This is a genomic window from Vibrio sp. A37, assembly GCF_059777565.1.
The window spans coordinates 228,325-246,141 of sequence record NZ_JBLNLI010000002.1; the positions used below are offsets into that span (position 1 = coordinate 228,325).

At 42.4% G+C, this 17,817-nt stretch carries 17 protein-coding genes and 2 riboswitches; of the genes, 8 read left to right on the forward strand and 9 right to left on the reverse strand.

Annotated features, from left to right (window positions below):
* Window positions 1–6: 6 nt before the first annotated feature.
* From ACM2FC_RS04665 to ACM2FC_RS04675, 3 genes are all read right to left on the reverse strand, one after another.
* Window positions 7–183 (reverse strand): hypothetical protein, encoded by a 177-nt coding sequence (locus ACM2FC_RS04665; protein ID WP_498479695.1) that lies wholly within the window; start codon window positions 181–183, stop codon window positions 7–9.
* A gap of 133 nt (window positions 184–316) precedes the next feature.
* Window positions 317–1,696, reverse strand: a complete 1,380-nt coding sequence (locus ACM2FC_RS04670) for an alanine/glycine:cation symporter family protein (RefSeq protein WP_498479696.1) — start codon at window positions 1,694–1,696, stop codon at window positions 317–319.
* A gap of 120 nt (window positions 1,697–1,816) precedes the next feature.
* Window positions 1,817–1,897, reverse strand: a riboswitch (glycine riboswitch).
* A gap of 3 nt (window positions 1,898–1,900) precedes the next feature.
* A riboswitch (glycine riboswitch) is annotated at window positions 1,901–2,013 on the reverse strand.
* Between the two features lie 133 nt (window positions 2,014–2,146).
* Complete coding sequence (locus ACM2FC_RS04675; RefSeq protein WP_498479697.1) at window positions 2,147–2,998, reverse strand: fumarylacetoacetate hydrolase family protein; 852 nt, start codon at window positions 2,996–2,998, stop codon at window positions 2,147–2,149.
* A gap of 104 nt (window positions 2,999–3,102) precedes the next feature.
* On the opposite strand from ACM2FC_RS04675, the gene ACM2FC_RS04680 reads away from it, so the two are divergent.
* The 4 genes from ACM2FC_RS04680 (at window position 3,103) to ACM2FC_RS04695 (ending at window position 5,886) form a co-directional block, all read left to right on the forward strand.
* Window positions 3,103–4,011 carry a LysR family transcriptional regulator gene (locus ACM2FC_RS04680; RefSeq protein ID WP_498479699.1) on the forward strand — a complete coding sequence of 303 codons (909 nt, stop codon included), beginning with the start codon at window positions 3,103–3,105 and terminating at the stop codon, window positions 4,009–4,011.
* 132 nt (window positions 4,012–4,143) lie between these two features.
* Window positions 4,144–4,302 carry a hypothetical protein gene (locus ACM2FC_RS04685; RefSeq protein WP_498479700.1) on the forward strand — a complete coding sequence of 53 codons (159 nt, stop codon included), beginning with the start codon at window positions 4,144–4,146 and terminating at the stop codon, window positions 4,300–4,302.
* Window positions 4,303–4,323: 21 nt separating this feature from the next.
* Window positions 4,324–5,064 carry a chromosome partitioning protein ParA gene (locus ACM2FC_RS04690; protein WP_498479701.1) on the forward strand — a complete coding sequence of 247 codons (741 nt, stop codon included), beginning with the start codon at window positions 4,324–4,326 and terminating at the stop codon, window positions 5,062–5,064.
* A 54-nt stretch (window positions 5,065–5,118) separates the two neighbouring features.
* Complete coding sequence (locus ACM2FC_RS04695; RefSeq protein ID WP_498479702.1) at window positions 5,119–5,886, forward strand: ferredoxin--NADP reductase; 768 nt, start codon at window positions 5,119–5,121, stop codon at window positions 5,884–5,886.
* Window positions 5,887–6,010: 124 nt separating this feature from the next.
* Here the strand turns inward: ACM2FC_RS04695 and ACM2FC_RS04700 are convergent, their stop codons facing one another.
* From ACM2FC_RS04700 to ACM2FC_RS04720, 5 genes are all read right to left on the reverse strand, one after another.
* Complete coding sequence (locus tag ACM2FC_RS04700) at window positions 6,011–7,747, reverse strand: sodium:solute symporter family transporter (RefSeq protein ID WP_498479703.1); 1,737 nt, start codon at window positions 7,745–7,747, stop codon at window positions 6,011–6,013.
* Window positions 7,740–8,735, reverse strand: coding sequence for a nuclear transport factor 2 family protein (locus ACM2FC_RS04705; protein ID WP_498479704.1), 996 nt, complete (start codon window positions 8,733–8,735; stop codon window positions 7,740–7,742). The genes ACM2FC_RS04700 and ACM2FC_RS04705 overlap by 8 nt, the downstream gene beginning before the upstream one ends.
* Before the next feature lie 97 nt (window positions 8,736–8,832).
* Entirely contained in the window at window positions 8,833–9,807 is a 975-nt protein-coding gene (locus ACM2FC_RS04710) for a nuclear transport factor 2 family protein (protein WP_498479705.1), read from the reverse strand.
* A gap of 238 nt (window positions 9,808–10,045) precedes the next feature.
* Window positions 10,046–11,014: a LacI family DNA-binding transcriptional regulator gene (locus tag ACM2FC_RS04715; protein ID WP_498479973.1), complete on the reverse strand. Its 969-nt coding sequence runs from the start codon at window positions 11,012–11,014 to the stop codon at window positions 10,046–10,048.
* Window positions 11,015–11,049: 35 nt separating this feature from the next.
* Entirely contained in the window at window positions 11,050–11,802 is a 753-nt protein-coding gene (locus ACM2FC_RS04720) for an HpcH/HpaI aldolase family protein (RefSeq protein WP_498479706.1), read from the reverse strand.
* A 158-nt stretch (window positions 11,803–11,960) separates the two neighbouring features.
* Between ACM2FC_RS04720 and hisD the strand changes: the two genes are divergently transcribed.
* From hisD to ACM2FC_RS04740, 4 genes are all read left to right on the forward strand, one after another.
* Complete coding sequence (gene hisD / locus ACM2FC_RS04725) at window positions 11,961–13,262, forward strand: histidinol dehydrogenase (protein ID WP_498479708.1); 1,302 nt, start codon at window positions 11,961–11,963, stop codon at window positions 13,260–13,262.
* A complete protein-coding gene (locus tag ACM2FC_RS04730; RefSeq protein ID WP_498479709.1) occupies window positions 13,259–13,993 on the forward strand; it encodes an SDR family NAD(P)-dependent oxidoreductase in 735 nt (244 codons plus the stop codon). Before hisD ends, ACM2FC_RS04730 begins: the two co-directional genes overlap by 4 nt.
* A gap of 62 nt (window positions 13,994–14,055) precedes the next feature.
* Window positions 14,056–15,063: a cupin domain-containing protein gene (locus tag ACM2FC_RS04735; RefSeq protein ID WP_498479710.1), complete on the forward strand. Its 1,008-nt coding sequence runs from the start codon at window positions 14,056–14,058 to the stop codon at window positions 15,061–15,063.
* Window positions 15,060–15,776, forward strand: coding sequence for an alpha/beta fold hydrolase (locus ACM2FC_RS04740; RefSeq protein WP_498479711.1), 717 nt, complete (start codon window positions 15,060–15,062; stop codon window positions 15,774–15,776). Before ACM2FC_RS04735 ends, ACM2FC_RS04740 begins: the two co-directional genes overlap by 4 nt.
* Before the next feature lie 100 nt (window positions 15,777–15,876).
* Here ACM2FC_RS04740 and ACM2FC_RS04745 read toward each other — a convergent pair whose 3' ends face one another.
* A complete protein-coding gene (locus ACM2FC_RS04745; RefSeq protein ID WP_498479712.1) occupies window positions 15,877–17,817 on the reverse strand; it encodes an ATP-binding protein in 1,941 nt (646 codons plus the stop codon).

Genomic DNA, 17,817 nt, shown 5'->3' on the forward strand with positions numbered 1-17,817 from the left:
TTCTGCCTATCGTGAGAGTAAGTAGAGTAACAAGATTAAAATCCCCCAGCTTACTATCACACCGCCAACAAGCTCCTCAAGGCTAAATACGCCATCAATCATTACGGGCCAAGAAATAAAAATGACAGCGAGCACCAGTAGTAAAATTCTTAAAGCAATATAGTCTGATTTTCTGCTATTCATTTTTATCGCATCCTTGCCAACTCTTTGTAAAAGCATAGGACATATATAAAAAATGAGAGCCGGTAATTCATAAAAATTAGCAGGCTCTCCATTGTGCATAAATTTAATTGCTTATTGGTTTTAGAGTTATGTTTTAGGTCGAAGGAAGATCCTCAGCCGGGGCTATAGAGCGCGTTTTATTGAAATATATCGCGGTTTCGTCGGCTACGACTTGGCGCAGAGCTATTAGCCCGATTAAATTTGGTATGGCCATTAAGCCATTTACGATATCGGCAATTATCCATATCACATCAAGGTGTAAAAAGGCTCCGGATGCGACGAGCGCAATGAAGACGTACTTGTATTTCTTAATTGCGTGGGTGCCAAAAAGATAAACAACGCACCGCTCACCATAATAATTCCAACCCAAAATAGTGGTGAAGGCGAAAAACATCAGTCCGATAGAAACTAGGATGGGGCCAAATGTGTGGTTGGGTAAGCCGACAGAAAATGCATGTGTTGTCATCGCTGCGCCGGCAAAATCGCTGTTCCAAGCGCCAGTTAAAATGAGTGCTAAGCCTGTCATCGTGCAGATTATAATGGTATCAAAAAATGTGCCTGTCATTGATACTAAACCCTGCTTCGCTGGGGAATCTGTTTGTGCTGCCGCTGCTGCCATTGGCGCGCTTCCAAGGCCAGATTCGTTAGAAAACACGCCGCGAGCAACTCCTGACTGAATAGCCAACATAATCGTAGCGCCTACAAAACCGCCGCTCGCAGCAGTGGAGCTAAAGGCTGAGGTGATGACCAAGTGGAACGCGGATGATAGCTTGTCATAGTTGACCAAGATTAAGCTAAAGCACGTTGCGACATAAAAGATAGCCATAGCAGGAACCACTTTCTCAGCTACTTTGGATATGGACTGAATGCCCCCTAAGGTCACAAAGGCAACGAGAAGAGTAAGTACAGTGGCCGTGACGTATTTTGAAATGCCAAACGACAAGGCGCTGGCTTCAACGATAGCGTTAACCTGTGGAAATGTGCCGATACCAAAGCAAGCCACACCTAGAGCAAATACGGCAAACATTGTGGCTAAGGCTTCGGATTTGACCCCATTTTTCAAGTAATACATAGGGCCGCCAACCATCTGGCCATTTTCATCTGTTTGACGAAACTTGACGGCGAGCAAGCATTCCGAATATTTTGTCGCCATCCCAAATAAAGCGGCGAGCCACATCCAGAATAGGGCACCCGGTCCACCTAATTTAATTGCTGTCGCAACACCGACAATGTTGCCTGTGCCGATCGTTGCTGATAGCGCAGTACATAACGCGGAGAAGCTGGAAATGTCGCCTTGGGCTTTATTAGTATCACCTTTGCTAAAGACCATTTTTAACGCGCTTGGTAAGTACCTGATTTGCAAAGCGCCTAACCTAAAAGTGAAATAAATACCGGTTCCGACAAGTAAGATTAGAAGAGGTGGCCCCCAAATAAACTTATCGATACTTTGTAAAATAGGAAGGATGTGATTCATTGATTCCCCTTAAATACAACATAAAATTAAGGAGAAGAGGGAAAAGCTAACGTGGATCTACACACATTTTTGTGCGCAATAGCGAGATGTCTATAGATCTAAACAAATAATTTTCCGCTCCTCTGTCCTTTTGCCTGAGAGTTTCACTTCAAATATAGAAGCTTGCTCCTTCGGCGACCGACTTAACGGTTCTCTCCAGAGTGTCCTCCAACTACAGTCCACGCTTATAAAGAATAAGCACCTGAAAGATTTACTTCTTCGGTGGGCTAACTGATTAAATGCTAATCAGTTTGTTGCCTCTCTCCTGCAGTCTTCACTGGACGTGGGTGGTATGCCCACAACTCAACCCGGATTTACCGAATTGAGTTCGTGAACTCTATCAGCTTTTTAGGTGTTTTCAATGTTTAACTGAGATACTGAAACTGAGTGATTATTTTGTAGGCAAAACTTCTAAACTTTCACTACCTTTTGTTGTTGAGTGCCTAAACCTTCAATTTGGAAACTGACGAGATCGCCAGGCTGTAAATACTGTTCATCCCAATGCTTGGCGTTTCCAGGTCCAGATCCTAACGCAATAACATCGCCTGGGTTCAAAGTCATGAAACGGCTCAGCTGGCTTACACATTCCGCGACACTTCGGATGTAGTCGCTGGAATTGAAGTTTTGTCTAAGCTCACCGTTAACTTTTAAGGTCATCGCAAGGTTAGTTGGGTCTTCGATTTCATCTTTGGTAACAAGTGCTGGTCCAATTGGTGCAAAACCGTCAAAACATTTAGCCATTGAAGTTTGCCCTCCAATTTCAGCGCCCCCATCTTTAAATTGCCAGTGCCTATCAGAAAGATCGTTAAAGCAAGCGTAGCCAAAGACATGATCCATTGCTTGCGCGACAGGTATGTTTCTTCCAGAGACCCCAATAATGACAGCCAGTTCTCCTTCCCAATCCACTTTTCTATTTAGGTCGGTATATGGGATGGGATCCATGGCCCCACTCACAGCGGAATTAGGCTTGAAGAAAAACATTGGCTCTTGCAGTGCGACTCCAATTTCTTTGTTATGAGTTTTAGAGTTAGCACCAATGCAAATCACCTTGCCAATATTAGCGACGCAGGCCAAAACGTGCTCAACATCATTAATATGAACTGACACTAAGTTCTCTAAACCTAGATTGTTTAACTTATCTAAGTGAAGACTTAATGTCTCAACATCTTGTGATTGTAGATGTTCGGTAATGTCGTAAACCATTGAATCTTTGACAAAACCAATTTTCTCTGATGAACCGTTTAAAAATCTTATAAATTTCATTTTTCATCTCGATTTGTTAATGACTTGATGGTAGGAATAGTAGCTACTTGGTTTGGTTTGCGATATAGACAATAATTGAATTATATTTTCGAAAAAGTTGAAAAATGAAATCTATAGAGCCTTTACGCTGTTTTATCTGTGTTGCCGAAGCAGGCAGTTTTTCTGACGCAGCAAAAAAAATGAATATGGCTGTGTCGTCAGTGTCACGTTACGTGCAGCTGCTTGAAGGTGAGTTAAACAGCACTTTATTCATACGTAATACTCGCCATATCACTCTCACTGAAGTTGGAAACATGGTATACCAGCAAGGAGTAGAAATATGCACGCAAATTGAACGGTTAGGGGATTCAGTTGCGGAAAAGAAACACCAAGTTCAGGGTAAAGTAAAGTTGACCGCGCCACTCTGGTTTGGTTCTCATATGGTTGGCCCTACCTTAGTCAAATTAAAAAATAAGTGGCCAAACCTATCAGTTCAAGTAGATTACAACGACAAGGCGCGTGACCCCTACGAACAAGAGTATGATCTGTACGTGCAAATCATTAACCCGAAAGACTCATTGCTGATCGCTAGGCCACTAAAATCGGTTGAATATTGGTTGTGCGCTAGCCCTAGTTATATAGAGAGAAATAGTATGGTAAACGATACTTCCCAATTATCGTCGCACCAACTACTCAAGCAAAGTGCTCCAACTGGATATCAAGGTTGGTTTTTCTATGACAATAAACGCTGTGTGCACATCGATACGTCAAGCGGTTGGTATTCAAGTAACGCGTCATTTGCTCTACGAGAAGCTGCGTTACACCATGCTGGTATTGTAATGTTAGCGAGAAAAATGGTCGAAAATGATGTCGCCGAAAAAAAACTCATTCAGCTATTGGGTGGCTTTCGTTGCAGCCCTTATCCTCAAGAGTCTTCTCTTCACTTGGTGTACGCCAAAGGCAAAACTCAAGAACCAAAGTGCAGAGTTGTGGTGGACGCAATCTTAGCTGAGCTAGGTATACATTCTAGTTAAATTGCATCGGTCAAATGAAGGCTTTAACTTGGTTAAGTTATTGCAAAACCCTGAAGTTAAAACCTTATTTGTCTGCGCAAAGTAGTATAGTATCTTTAAACGATACGGAACAGAGCCAGCAAAGGAGCTGCCATGACCAGATTAATCGCTATAGTATTGTTGTCTATACTGGCTTATTTGCTATTTCGCTACCGTACAAATGAGAAACTACAAAAGGGCGTAGTTATTGTTTTAGGCTCAGCTCTTGCCATTTATATCGCATCTATTGTCGTGTCAGAGTTATTTCGCTAAAGGGTTGGGGAGTAAAATATTGTGAATACACCGAATGAATTGGATGATCAGGAAGACGTTGTCGTAATTGAGCAGCGAGATAAACGAACCTATGTTTATATTGGTATCGCATTGGTGGTTGGATTAGCCATTGGAGGGTTGATTGGCTCAACGGTGACAGCAAATAAATGGAAGGAAACGTTCCATAAAGTTGAGAGTGAATACCAAAATTTGGAGCAACGCACTTCTGAGCTTGTTACCACAGCCAAGAACAAAGTAGCGGATGCTGACAAAGTGTCGCAAGAAAAAATGTCTCAAGCCTTAAAAGAACAAGCGGATAAATATTTAGCGGAGATTGCTAAGTTAAAAACACAAGTCACTGAGGTCGAAAAAGTGAACATGTCGTTGGAAGAGCAGGTCGCAACACAAAAACAAAAAATAGACGCTTCTCAAAAGACCATCAGTAAGTTAGACAGACAGGCTGAAATTCAAACCACAATGTTTGAACACTCCAAAGAGCTTTTCCAAAAAGAAATGAAAGTTAAACAAGAATTGGCCTCGTTAGAAAAGGAACGTGAGCAACTAGTTCCTACGATTGAAGCACTGAAAAAAGAATGTGATTTGTATCTGGCTGGGACGTCATGGAATGCAACTTCTGATTCTTGCAGTAAGCGAGATGAAGCCAACTCTAGACTCAGTCAAGTTGATCAGCTCATTCAAGTTCATAAGCTCGATCTCAAACAAATTAACGAGTTAACTAGCGAAATAGGTTTGTCTAAGTGATATAACGAAAAGCCAGATCAGCAATTGGGATCTTCAAAATATAGGAGGTGAACGATGCAGTCCATTCCAAGAGATGTAATAGCTGGACAAGTAACTAAACGAGTCGATTGGACAGATAAAATATTTACGATTTGGGTGAAAGCCGATATAGGTAGCTACAAAGCTGGTCAGTTTACTAAACTGGCGTTACCGGATGAACAAGGTGAATGGACTAAGCGCGCTTACTCGATGGTTTCGAGCCATCAACTTACACCAAACGAGCTTGAATTTTTGGTCATCACTGATGAAAATGGCCTTTTAACTCCTAGATTAAAAAACTTGGATATTGGCGATGACGTTTATGTGGGGACGACAGTGTCTGGTTTTATGACAACCGATGAGATTCCAGAGGCAGCGAAAGATTTATGGATGCTTTCAACCGGCACCGCCGTTGGCCCTTATTTGTCAATATTGCGCGAACCAGATGCACTTAAGCGATTTAGAAAAATTGTACTGGTTCATGCTGTTCGCTATAAAAATGAACTGGTCTATCCAGAACTTACTCAACAACTGATTCATCAATATGCTGGAAAACTGCTTCATGTGCCTATCATTAGCCGAGAAAAAGATCATGGTGCACTTTCTGGTCGAATTCCACACCTATTAATGCATGGTGAAATCCAGTCAGAAGCGGCTTTAGATATCTCTCCCGATTATTCTTGGGTTTACATGTGTGGTAACCCGCAAATGGTGCGTGACACTGCTGAAACATTAAAAGCTCTTGGCTTGACCAAGCACCTGAGAAGGAAACCCGGGCAGTTTAGTAGTGAAAACTATTGGTGATGTAATAGATAGGCCACTGGTTCTTGAACCTTGGTTAAGGATAAATCAATAGGTCACTGATGATATTTTATCCAAAACCAAGGAAGGGTGTCGCGGCTGTAACATCGCGATTTGCGCCATAGCACTATTGGGTAATACTTACTCTAGCTTTATTTTTCGCTATGTCCCAACAGACTTTTGCAATCCATAATCCAATCGCTGAGGCTATCAACCACAAGGATACTTTGGCGAGAGCGGTTAATGCGTTGGCGTCGTCTGCCCATAGGTTCAACAGGTAGAGAAATAAAATAGACAGGGCAAACATAACAAGGAGGCCGTAGCTTGCTTTATCTATCTTGCCTGGAATGACATACCAACCATTCTCTTTGATAGGTTTGTTTAAGCGTTGGTACTCAGCTTGTTGTCCTTTGACCGTATAAAGGTGCATTGTGTCTTGTTTACCTGTTAAAGCTAGGCTAGCAACCCAAGCGACAACCGCATTGACAACGACACCGATAACACAATACCAAGGCCAAGCAATATCTGTTGTCATGGCTACATACCAAATGGATATGAAGCTTGCCGCAACACCAATAAGCAGACCTTTTTCCGTAATATGCTTCGAATAAAAGCCAAGTACAAACATACAGAAGCTAGCGCCAACAAAGTATGAGCCTGCTTTACTCAGTACTTCCAATACAGAGCCAGTACTGGTAGCAAACATTATTGCTGGAATGATAATTAGTAGAGCCCACGTGACGGTAAATACTCTTGACACTATCAAATAGTGTCTTTCGCTTTCGTTTGGCTTATACAGTCGTTTATAAAAATCCGCGACAGAAACCGTAGCCATCGAATTGAAGGCCGAGTCCAAGCTGGACATACTGGCGGCGAGAATCGCTGCAGCAATCAGACCCATTAAGCCGGGCATACCATATTCACTCGCAAAGTGAAGAATAATGGTGTTGCCATTTTCAAAGGACTTTCCACCATAATAAGCATTGAATAAAATACCAAGGAAGATAAAGATGAAGTAAATGAAGAAGGCGACATATCCCATCATCAGCATTGATTTTTTAGCATCTCCCATGCTTTTGGCAGCCATGCAACGTTGAACCATCATTTGGCTACCACCGTAGACAGTGGTGTGGAACATGGTCATAGCGATAACCCCGGCCCAAATGGTCGTTACCTGACTAAGATCGAGGCTTGTTTTCAAGGCATCGGTCATGCCTTTGGCTTTCATTTCTGACATTACCTGTGTGATAGGCTCTGGAATGCCACTCCAAACCGCTTGGATAATAATAAATGCACCAGCGAACAAAACTAAAGCTTGAATGACATCTGTCCATATAACCGCATTAATTCCTCCCATCACTGTATATATCAGCGCAATGGTAGTCACAATAACGATGCAGTACACAACATCAATACCAGTAATAAATTCTAGGATGATGGCTGTTGCGTATAAAACCGCAGCGGAACTTAGTGATTGCTTCATTAGAAAGATCACCGACAGTGTAAGTCGAGATGCTTTACCAAACCTTCGCTCCTGATATTCGTAGATTGAAGTGAGCCCTTTGTTGTAAAAAAAAGGCATAAATACCGTGACGATGAAAAAGATAACAAGAGGGTAGTTGAGGTGAATTGCAAGGACCGATAGCCCTTCGGTGTATGACCAAGCAGGCCCACCTAAGAAAGACATCGCGCTTACATAGGTGCTGACTACTGATATTCCAATGGCCCACCATGGTATTGATTTATCACCCAAAGCAAACTGATCCGAAGAGGTGACTTTCGTACCAATTACCGCTCCTAATATGAGAGTAATAACGACGTAACCACCTAAGATTGTCCAATTAAGTAAGCCGAAATCATGCATATGTCGACCCCTTTAGTTGCTCTTCCATTTGGGAAAATACATCAAATCCTAGCTGTTTGAGGATATGGATGATATCGATTGCGACCCAGTTTTCTTTCAATAGATCCCCTTCTCTGCGCCAGATATCCATAACGCGCATTTCTACACTTGTGTTGGTCGGTGCAAGGCCAAGCCAGCCGCTATTGCCAGTATGAGTACCATGCATGTGTGGCCAACCACCAGTGGATACGTAGTCATTTTGGGCTAAAATATTCAGTTCTATATCCACACTTCGGTCTGGAAATGCGAATACAAATGGACCTTGATGATGGTTTCTAAAACCTTTTATTCCACGAGTTGTGCCGATGCCAGCAGGGCCATACCACATGAAATCATTGTGCCAGTAATTTTCCAAGTCCATAGACAGAAGGTCTTTACCATCGAACCTGCCAAGGCAGGACAGCATATCATTGACAAGGTTTAGGCTTTTCTCGCTAGCGAAAGGGGAGATATCTTGTAGAGATGCGCCATCGTGAGTGGCTGGACTTGGAACTAAGCCAGCATGCCCTAGGCTTTTTCTAAGAGGATTGACTCCAGATTGTTCCATTGCATCAATGAAGTCGGGGATAAGGTAATACTCAGTTAATAAATTGTCTTCAACACAAACCATTTCCGTATATCTGAGGTATAGCGTTCGGCCTGTGGCGGGAATACCTAGAAGGTCTTCGGCGAATACGCCAACAAAATAGCCTGTTGAGTTATACCAATATTTCCCTCCGTATTCACCCTCAACAATGATTTGAGGGCGGCGTTCGATATCAGGCAAAGACTTTTTTAGAACAGAAAGGAAAGCGTTATGAGCCTGCTCTGGTCCTTGCAAATCATTGATTGGGTGAGCAACAGAAAATTTGATATCAGGGTTAAGTTTATCTTTAGCTATTTGAATTTGGGAGCTTTCTGATGCGGCAAAGTAGTCTAGGAAAAATTGTTCGACGACGTTGTTTTTCATGTTGTGCTTCCTTAGATGAACGGCTGTTTTTGTTATTCGCTGTTTATAGTTTTTGGTCAATACTTTTGGGTCAATGCAATATAGGAATGGGCTGACTTTAACCCTGTTGCAAGAGGATTTGCTTCCAAATTGCAGTTTCGTCAAAAAGCGTAAATTCTCTACGAAGTCCCCATGGTCCGAACTCTGCATGGCTGATACCCATGACATAGACTTGGGTATTTGTTGGGGCACCAAATAATCCAAACCCTTCGTGCTTGCCTTGCAGTGACCAGCGTATTGCTGCGCGTGGTGACATCATTGGATCTTCGCGTCCAATTCGGTGATGAATGGTGAACTTGGCGTTTGGAAAGGCAGAACGTAGTTGCATCCAAAACTGATCGACGTCGGAATGAGATAGGGCACTCCTTCCTGCGGGATACTCTGCGATACAAGCTCTATCATACTGCTTAGGAATGACAGAAAACTCGGCGCTCATAATCTGGTTTAAAATCGCTTCGTATTTTTGGCCCCACTCACTGTCGTTTCCAACGCCTAGATAAGGCCCTTGAATATCTTTTTCTGGAGTAAATGGGAAAGGGCTGACCTCGACTCCTCCTTCTTGATTTATTAGCTCTTGAGCGTATTCGCGCGAGTTTAAACCCAGCTGGTGAACAATTGATGCTTGATCGCGAATTAACCATTCATCATTTATTTGATTATTGATTGCATGGCAGTCAGCGATAATTCGGTAACGCAATTTTTTGTTGCTGGCTTGGCCATATACGCCATTATTGAGATGTGTTGCTGTTGAAATAATTCTGTGGGAAGAGAGCATGCCAGTTTCTGGAGTACCACACCAGATAACATCTTCTCCTAGTAACGTTCGATCTGGAAACTCTGCCAGTGTTGACATTGTTGCGTTGACAACATTTTTGTTGCCGGTAGATATTGAGCTGGGGGTCCGAACAACAATATCTGGCGAATAATAGTTATCTAAAGTTTGTAATCCACGTTCTTCCCATATTTCCTTAGTTATTCCCAATATGTAGTCAGGAAAATCTCGCCACTTCTGATCAAAGCCTGTCATGGCCATTGCCAACTCCTTATTACGTTATTGTTTCTATCTACTAGCAAATTGGATACGTATTCAAATTACCTTGAGTTTATTATTTGTCAACAAGATGTTTCATTTTTGTGTGATAAGTTGCGGTGGGGTTAAGTTTGAGTGACGTAAATTTAGATTGTCAAAAATTCACGTCCAGAGCTTGTAATCTGAGGGAATTACGCCTCTTATCAAGGCGTATTAATAAAGAGTGATTACTGAATGGAATCTAGCAGCTTGCGCGCTCGATAAGCTTTCCTGCTTGCATTAAATATTCACCAGATGCCATTTTATTACTCTGTATCCTAGCTAAAAGATCATCGACGACAAGGGTTGAAATCTCTTCAATTGGCTGTTGTATGGTTGTGAGCTGATAGGCAGGCCAGCTAGACATTTGTATGTCGTCTACACCCATTACCGCGTAGTCTTCTGGTACACGTTTTCCAATTTTCCTGAATCCATCAATAAGGCCTAGTGCGAGAATATCATTTGCGCAAAATATTGCTTCAATCTCTGGTATCTTATTGGAAATATGGCTAGCAGCCTCTATACCGGATTCAAAACTGTAGCGCGCTTCGATAAATTCTGGGGGTGATAGACTCAATTCGCTCAGCCCTTTGGAAAAGCCTTTCCAACGTTCTTCGCTCGTCATCGAGCCCGCGTCTCCACTGACATATGCCATCCTTGAGTAGTTTCGACTCGCTAGGTAGTGTGCTGCTTGAATACCTGCATCAAGGTTATTAAGCCCTACGCTATTTGCTGTCAGTCCTTCGACATAGCGATTGATAAAGCTCAAATGAACGCCAAAATTATCACATTGCGCGACTGCTTTACTTGATAAGCGGCTTGTAGCAATGATGAGCCCGTCAACCTGGTATTCAATTGCTCTAGAGATCGCCAGATCCAAGTTATTTTCATCTATCGGACAAAGTATGCCTTGGCACCCCTTTTTCTGGATGATACTGGTGAGCGTACGAGCTAATAAGTCGTACATTGGGTTGCTTTCGCTGTCGAGAGCAATTGCTATCAAGCCTGAGCGATTGGAAATGAGGCTGCGAGCTATTGCATTGGGTGTATAGCCAAGTTTATTCGCGGCATCAATGACCATTTGGCGCTTTTTATCGCTTATACTCGCTTTAGGGTTGAATGCTCTAGAGACAGTTGACTGTGAAACGCCAAGTACTTTAGCAACATCAATCGACGTTATCTTACTTTTAATATTTGCCTCCGGCTCTATAGAATGGATTGAATTAAATCGCGTTGATGTTTGAATCCATCGATTATCATTTTGTGCTCCGACGCCAAGCCAAAAAAGGATACACCTAACTTTTGCCACTGGGCAATGTGTTTTGCACCTGATACGAACATACCTACTGGCTTTTCATAATGTTTTGCGATGTCGATTATCTTTAAACTGGCGTCGGTCACAGCTTGGCCCTGTGTAGAGCTCTCACCATAAGCAACAGCCAAGTCTACCTGACCAATAAATAGAGCGTCTACACCGTCAATAGCTGCGATTTCAGATACATTTTCAACGCCTTCTATGTCTTCTATTTGAACAACAATTGTCGTTTGATTAGCACTAGAAGATAGGTGCTCATGCATCGCTTTTTGCGCGTAGTGTGCAGCGCGGGTAGAGCCTGCATATCCTCGACCTGCAGGACCAAAATGACTCTTTTGAACAATATCTTGTGCCTGTTTCGCACTACATACATGTGGGACTAGCAGACCCGTTGCGCCACAGTCCAGAGAATTTAAAATAGTTGAAGGTTCGCTATCAGGAATTCTCACTAAAGTGGGAATATTATTGAGCTTTGAAGCCATAAGACAGAGATCCAGTGTAGTACGGTCATAGGGTGAATGCTCTGCATCAAGGATAATAAAGTCTAATGGACAGTATTGAAGTACTTCAATAATGTGTGGGTGAGGTGTCTTTACGAAAGTACCAAGATTTATTTGTTGTGAAAGCTGTGTTGCGAAATTCATATTCTCTCTTTAATTTTTATTGCATGATGATAACAAGTTGTTTATGGTATTTTGCATTCGTAGTCAAATATGAAGTTGCCTTTAGTGAAAGCGATCAGATGTTTTCGCTATTTTTTGAAACATAAATGCATACGTAGTCAATAAGAGGGAAAGCAATAATGGTTACTTATCTCAAGCATGGTATCAATGACGAAGTGTCTGAATCCAATGATGCAAAGGTGAGAGGTGTCGTCGAAGGAATACTCACGGACATCCAATCTAAAGGCGATGAAGCTGTACGTGCGTTATCTGAGAAGTTTGATAATTGGTCTCCTGAGCAATTTAGGCTCTCGCAGGAAGAGATCCAAGCGTGTATTGATAGCCTAGATGAAGCAACAATTACTGATATTAAATTTGCGCAACAGCAAGTAAGAAATTTTGCTCAGATACAAAGAGACTCAATGCATGACGTCGAAGTTGAGACACTGCCAGGAGTAGTTCTAGGGCATAAGAATATACCCGTTGAAAGTGTTGGTTGCTACGTGCCTGGAGGTAAATATCCACTTGTCGCGTCTGCTCATATGAGCGTTCTGACTGCAAAAGTGGCTGGAGTAAAGCGTGTTATAGCCTGTGCTCCACCATTTAATGGAAAACCTAACGCTGAGATTGTTGCCGCAATGTCTTTGGCTGGTGCTGATGAAATATATTGCTTTGGTGGTGTTCAGGCGGTGGGTGCTATGGCGCTAGGGACAGAAACAATCAAACCTGTTGATATGATTGTTGGGCCGGGCAATGCTTTTGTTGCTGAAGCGAAAAGGCAATTATTTGGTCGCGTTGGAATTGATTTGTTTGCAGGGCCTACAGAGACTTTAGTTATTGCAGACGATAAAGGTTGCGATCCGGAGCTTGCAGCCGCTGATCTACTCGGTCAGGCAGAGCATGGCTACAATTCACCGGCCGTACTTCTAACAAATAGTGAGAAGTTTGCCAATGAAACAATTAAAGAGATAGAACGACAGCTCACTATTTTACCTACTGCAGAGGTTGCAGGAAAAGCCTGGCAAGATTACGGGCAAGTCATCGTTTGCGATGATTACAATGAAATGGTTGAGGTAGCCAACGAAATCGCTTCTGAACATGTTCAAGTTATGACGGAAGAACCTAAGTATTTTCTCGACAATATGACGAACTATGGCGCACTGTTTTTAGGTAAAGAAACCAACGTATCTTACGGTGATAAATGTATCGGTACAAACCATACATTACCGACAAAAAAAGCAGCACGTTATACCGGTGGGCTCTGGGTTGGAAAATTCATCAAAACGTGTACTTACCAACGTGTTACTGAGAAAGCGTCTTTGTATGTCGGTGAATACTGCTCTCGCTTATGCGAACTAGAAGGGTTTGCAGGCCATAAAGAGCAAGCTGATATCCGAGTTCGCCGTTACTCTTCGCTGGAAGAAGAGGGGTTGGAACAATGAATAAACACGCCTTAGTAACGGGTGGAAGTGGTGGCTTAGGAGCCGCCATATGCTCCACGTTAGCTCACAATGGTTATAAAGTCATCTTTACCTATCACTCAAGTAAAACTAAAGCTGAGCAGGTACTGAACTCACTGAATGGATTGGGGCACTCTTGCTATCAGCTTGACGTCGTCGATAGTCAGGCTATCGAAAAAATGAGCCAATCTTTAGTAGACGATGGTATCAATATTGATCTGTTGGTGAACTGTGCTGGTATGACAAAGTTCGTCGCTCATGAAGATTTAGAATCTCTAGATGATGAACTTATCGACAATATACTTTCTGTTAACGTGAGAGCGCCTTTTGCAATTACGCGCGCATTCTTGCCAGCGCTGAAAGCCAAAAGAGGCTGTGTCATCAACATTACTTCGATAGCGGCGAAAACCGCGATGGGAAGTAACATAGCGTATTGTGCAAGCAAAGCTGCATTGGAAAATATGACTTGTTCTCTAGCGAGGGCTCTTGCTCCAGATGTCCGTGTGTTGTCTGTGTCTCCAGGGCTTATAGATACTGACTTCGTTAAAGGCCTGGATGCAGAATGGCGGGATAAGCAAGAGCAGGCGACACCATTGCAAAGGCTCGCTGATGTAGAAGAGGTCGCGAAAGCTGTTTATATCGCAGCGGAACACCTCACTTTCTCTACAGGTACAACAATTAGTGTCGATGGTGGTAGACCATTAGTTGGTTAATTTTTTATCTCAGTACAGTCGAACCAGAGCATACCAATTCGACACAATTAAAAGGAATTAAAATGAGTTTACAACAGCAGATAAATCGACAGTTGGTTCGTTACATGGAGCTCATTCCGGGTACTCAAGCTTTCATTGATGCTCGTACTCCTGGTAGTCATCTTAAAGATAACTTTTGTATTATTGGCGCTGGGGTTGCAGAGAGCAGTCGTCAGCATGTTCATATTCGTGAAACAGCTGGCTTTAATATCGGGGCTGCTGGGCAACCCCCAGGGATTAAAAATTCGTTGCATTCACATACAACTGCGGAGTTATTTATCGTTTTCAAAGGCCGTTTCCGCCTTTATTGGGGAAATGAGGGAGAGTATGAAGCTGTGCTATCCAAAGGCGACATCATCTCAATTCCTACTAATTTATTCAGAGGATTTGAGGTTATAGGACGTGATTATGGATTTATGTATTCCGTGCTTGGTGGTGATGATTCTGGTGGCGGTGTTACGTGGCATCCAAACGTTATAGAGGAAAGCCGAGGACACGGCTTGTATCTATGTAAGGATAAAAGTTTGGTTGATATACAGTCGGGTGATTCCATTCCAGCAGATGAGCACCTTCTGCCAATGCTATCAAACGAAGAAATGCAGAAGTTCGATACTTATACTGCGGAACAAATGCAGTCATATGTGGTTCAGCTCTCCGATTATAGGAAGGTCAACCAAGATTTTCCTGATGTAGGTTATGATCAATATGCTTTGACAGGAAGTCCCAACTCTAGCTACGACTTCCAAGTAAAAAGTCATGATGGAGTGAGCATTCATGGTTTCAGGCTATCCGAAGGAGCACGACTGCCGAAATATCAGCGTGAAGAAAAGCAGGTCTTAATCAATTTTAGTGGGGATACGTTAGTTTCGGTATCTAATGGCAAGGAAACCAGCCAAATTTTACTCACTTCTGGTGATGTATTTAATGTTCCAGAGGGAGTATCAGTAAAGCTAGAAAATACGCGAGGAGAAAGCTTCATCTACCAAATTTTAGGTAGTGACACACCATCTAAACCTGAGATTCAACTATGAGCCCTAAAATACCATTAGTCTGGCTTCCAGGTTTGCTTTGCGATGAATCGCTATATACTCCTGTCAATAGACTGCTCTCCGAAAAGGTCAGCCCAATTTGCGCTGATTTGAAAGCGTATGACTCAATGACGTCACTAGCAAGTGACATTTTGGACAACGCACCTGAAAAGTTTATCTTAGGTGGGTTGTCAATGGGGGGAATCTTAGCGTTTGAGGTTTATCGACAAGCCCCAAATCGAGTTCAAGGACTGATTTTACTCGATACCAATGCCGCTGATGAAAAGCTGGAAGTCACCCAAAAACGAAATACATTGGTAAAAAAGGCGAAATCTGGGCAGTTTTCTTCTATTACTCGTTGTGACTTGATGCCGAACCTTATTCACCCAAAAAGTTTGAAAGACGAATTATTAGTAGAGCAAGTTTGCGCTATGGCAGAAGCAATAGGCATAGACAAATTTATCCCTCATGCTCAGGCATTAGCGACGCGGCCAGATGCTCGGAAGTTGTTGAGTGAAATTAATATTCCTACTCTTGTTATTTGCGGACAAGACGATTTACTGTGTCCAATAGAAAATCATTTATTGATAGCAAAGGGTATCACGTCTGCGACTTTAGAGGTTATACCTGAGTGTGGGCATTTATCCACCTTAGAGCAACCAGATAAAGTCGCGAAGCTAATCAACCGGTGGTTGAAAATGAGCGAGCTAGGCTGATTGACCTCATATCTAAGGTTTACTTTTTGAGGCTTAAGCTTCTGTTCACATTGGTAAAATAGAAGCGGCTATTGATTAGTACAAGCGTGATAGGGCTCTTTTATGAACGTGCTCCCGTCACGTCACTTTTAGACTTGTTAATAGGAAGGTATTTCACCAGAACTTCCTTCAAGCCTTCGGGGGTCAGTGGTTTAGCGATGAAATCGTTCATGCCCACATCAAAACATCGTTGTTTATCTTCCGCGACCACATTCGCAGTAACTGCAATAATCGGCACGTGTTTTGTCCAAGGCTTGCCGTTGCTGCGAATTTTTAACGTAGCTTCATAACCATCGATGATGGGCATATGACAATCCATCAGAATAGCGTCATACTGATTTTCCAAACACTTCAAGATTGCTTCTCGCCCATTTTCGGCAATTTCTACCGACATCCCCATATTTCCAAGCATTATGGTTACGACTTGCTGATTAACCAATGTATCTTCTACCAAAAGGATTTGTGGTGCGTTCTCGTCTTCTGTTGTTGGGTGGATATCAATGATTGGCATTTCAGGATGGTTGGTATTCGGGAAGTCGCAAATGTTTTGCACGGGCTCTTGCTTCGTTTGAGGTTGCTCTGGTGATTGGGTTTCAATTGGCAGTGTGATTTCAAAGAAAAACTGACTACCTAAACCTTCTTGGCTGACGACTTTCAATTGACCGCCCATTAACTCGACAATCTTTTTACTGATGGCTAACCCGAGACCAGTCCCACCATATTTGCGAGTTGTACTCCCATCAGCTTGCTGAAACTTATCAAAGATATCATCCAACTTGTCTTTTGCTATGCCTATTCCTGTATCTCTTACGGAAAACTCTATTGAAACGTCACTTTCAGACAGTACTTGTTGCTTAATATCTAAGTGGATCGAACCTTTATCAGTAAACTTGATAGCATTGTTAAGTAAGTTGCCGATAACTTGATTTAATCGGGTAGGGTCGCCGTTAAGTAAAGATGGAATGTTTGGCTCTATATAGCAACAGAATTGTAGACCTTTTTCCTGCGCTTTGATGGTGTACATGTTTGCTTGTTGCTGAACCACATGATGCAAATCGAATGGGGTGTTCTCAAGTGAGAAATGCCCAGCTTCAATTTTTGAAAAGTCCAGTATTTCATTAATTATGTCCAAAAGGTTATGTGACGATGCATTTAGAACTTGAAGGTATTCCTTCTGCTGAGGTGTTGTATCCATATCCTCAAGTAACGCAGCGATTCCAATAATACCATTCATTGGTGTGCGTATCTCATGGCTCATATTAGCCAAAAACTCGCTTTTCTTTTGATTCGCAACTTCCGCTTTGTGCTTGGCTGAGGAGAGCTCATGATAGCTTTGCTCAAGCTGCCCCACACACGTATTGTATTTACTAGTAAGCTGAGTGAGCTCGTCGTCAAACCAACGTTTTGGCGCTTCTACTTTATTTGGTATAGGGCCGGAAAAATCGGCCATCGCATCAGATAGTCCACTGATAGGCTTCACGATAAGCTTAATAATGATAAACACTAACACCGACACAACGAGAAAGGTTTCTACCACAGTCATGAGCAGGATAAGGAGAAAGTTGTACAGCAAGTTTGCATAAATTGGAGATAAGTCCGATTGAATGGTCAGCGTTGCAAGGTTATAGGTTTTATTACCCATTTTATGGGTGAGTTGCCATACACTAACAATGCGGTTATCCGCGATGGCAGTACCAAATTGCATGGTCTCGCCAAAGTGGTCTTCAATTTTTACATATTGAATACTGGGATTTTTTAGTAATCCGAGGCTCAAATTCGTGAGCTGCTCTCTATCTTCTACCCACAAAGATTGACTAAAGCTGTTGATATTACTTTCTTTAAGCTGCTGTACGTCTTGTTTTAGCTCGCTAAGCTCATCTTGATAGTTGAGATAAAAGTTTATTGATGCACTCACAAGTGCCAGCACAATACTTGTTATAACAGTTACGATAACTAACTGTTTGTCTATCCCTAGCCAACGCTTGTTATTTGTTTGCTTCAT

What these genes read in the sequence shown, in the direction of transcription:
- ACM2FC_RS04730 (WP_498479709.1), top strand. Translation starts at nt 13,259, where the DNA reads ATGAATAAACACGCCTTAGTAACGGGTGGAAGTGGTGGCTTAGGAGCC.
- ACM2FC_RS04745 (WP_498479712.1), bottom strand. Translation starts at nt 17,817, where the DNA reads ATGAAGCAAACAAATAACAAGCGTTGGCTAGGGATAGACAAACAGTTA.
- ACM2FC_RS04675 (WP_498479697.1), bottom strand. Translation starts at nt 2,998, where the DNA reads ATGAAATTTATAAGATTTTTAAACGGTTCATCAGAGAAAATTGGTTTT.
- ACM2FC_RS04720 (WP_498479706.1), bottom strand. Translation starts at nt 11,802, where the DNA reads ATGAATTTCGCAACACAGCTTTCACAACAAATAAATCTTGGTACTTTC.
- ACM2FC_RS04710 (WP_498479705.1), bottom strand. Translation starts at nt 9,807, where the DNA reads ATGGCCATGACAGGCTTTGATCAGAAGTGGCGAGATTTTCCTGACTAC.
- hisD (WP_498479708.1), top strand. Translation starts at nt 11,961, where the DNA reads ATGGTTACTTATCTCAAGCATGGTATCAATGACGAAGTGTCTGAATCC.
- ACM2FC_RS04735 (WP_498479710.1), top strand. Translation starts at nt 14,056, where the DNA reads ATGAGTTTACAACAGCAGATAAATCGACAGTTGGTTCGTTACATGGAG.
- ACM2FC_RS04685 (WP_498479700.1), top strand. Translation starts at nt 4,144, where the DNA reads ATGACCAGATTAATCGCTATAGTATTGTTGTCTATACTGGCTTATTTG.
- ACM2FC_RS04670 (WP_498479696.1), bottom strand. Translation starts at nt 1,696, where the DNA reads ATGAATCACATCCTTCCTATTTTACAAAGTATCGATAAGTTTATTTGG.
- ACM2FC_RS04665 (WP_498479695.1), bottom strand. Translation starts at nt 183, where the DNA reads ATGAATAGCAGAAAATCAGACTATATTGCTTTAAGAATTTTACTACTG.
- ACM2FC_RS04700 (WP_498479703.1), bottom strand. Translation starts at nt 7,747, where the DNA reads ATGCATGATTTCGGCTTACTTAATTGGACAATCTTAGGTGGTTACGTC.
- ACM2FC_RS04740 (WP_498479711.1), top strand. Translation starts at nt 15,060, where the DNA reads ATGAGCCCTAAAATACCATTAGTCTGGCTTCCAGGTTTGCTTTGCGAT.
- ACM2FC_RS04680 (WP_498479699.1), top strand. Translation starts at nt 3,103, where the DNA reads ATGAAATCTATAGAGCCTTTACGCTGTTTTATCTGTGTTGCCGAAGCA.
- ACM2FC_RS04705 (WP_498479704.1), bottom strand. Translation starts at nt 8,735, where the DNA reads ATGAAAAACAACGTCGTCGAACAATTTTTCCTAGACTACTTTGCCGCA.
- ACM2FC_RS04695 (WP_498479702.1), top strand. Translation starts at nt 5,119, where the DNA reads ATGCAGTCCATTCCAAGAGATGTAATAGCTGGACAAGTAACTAAACGA.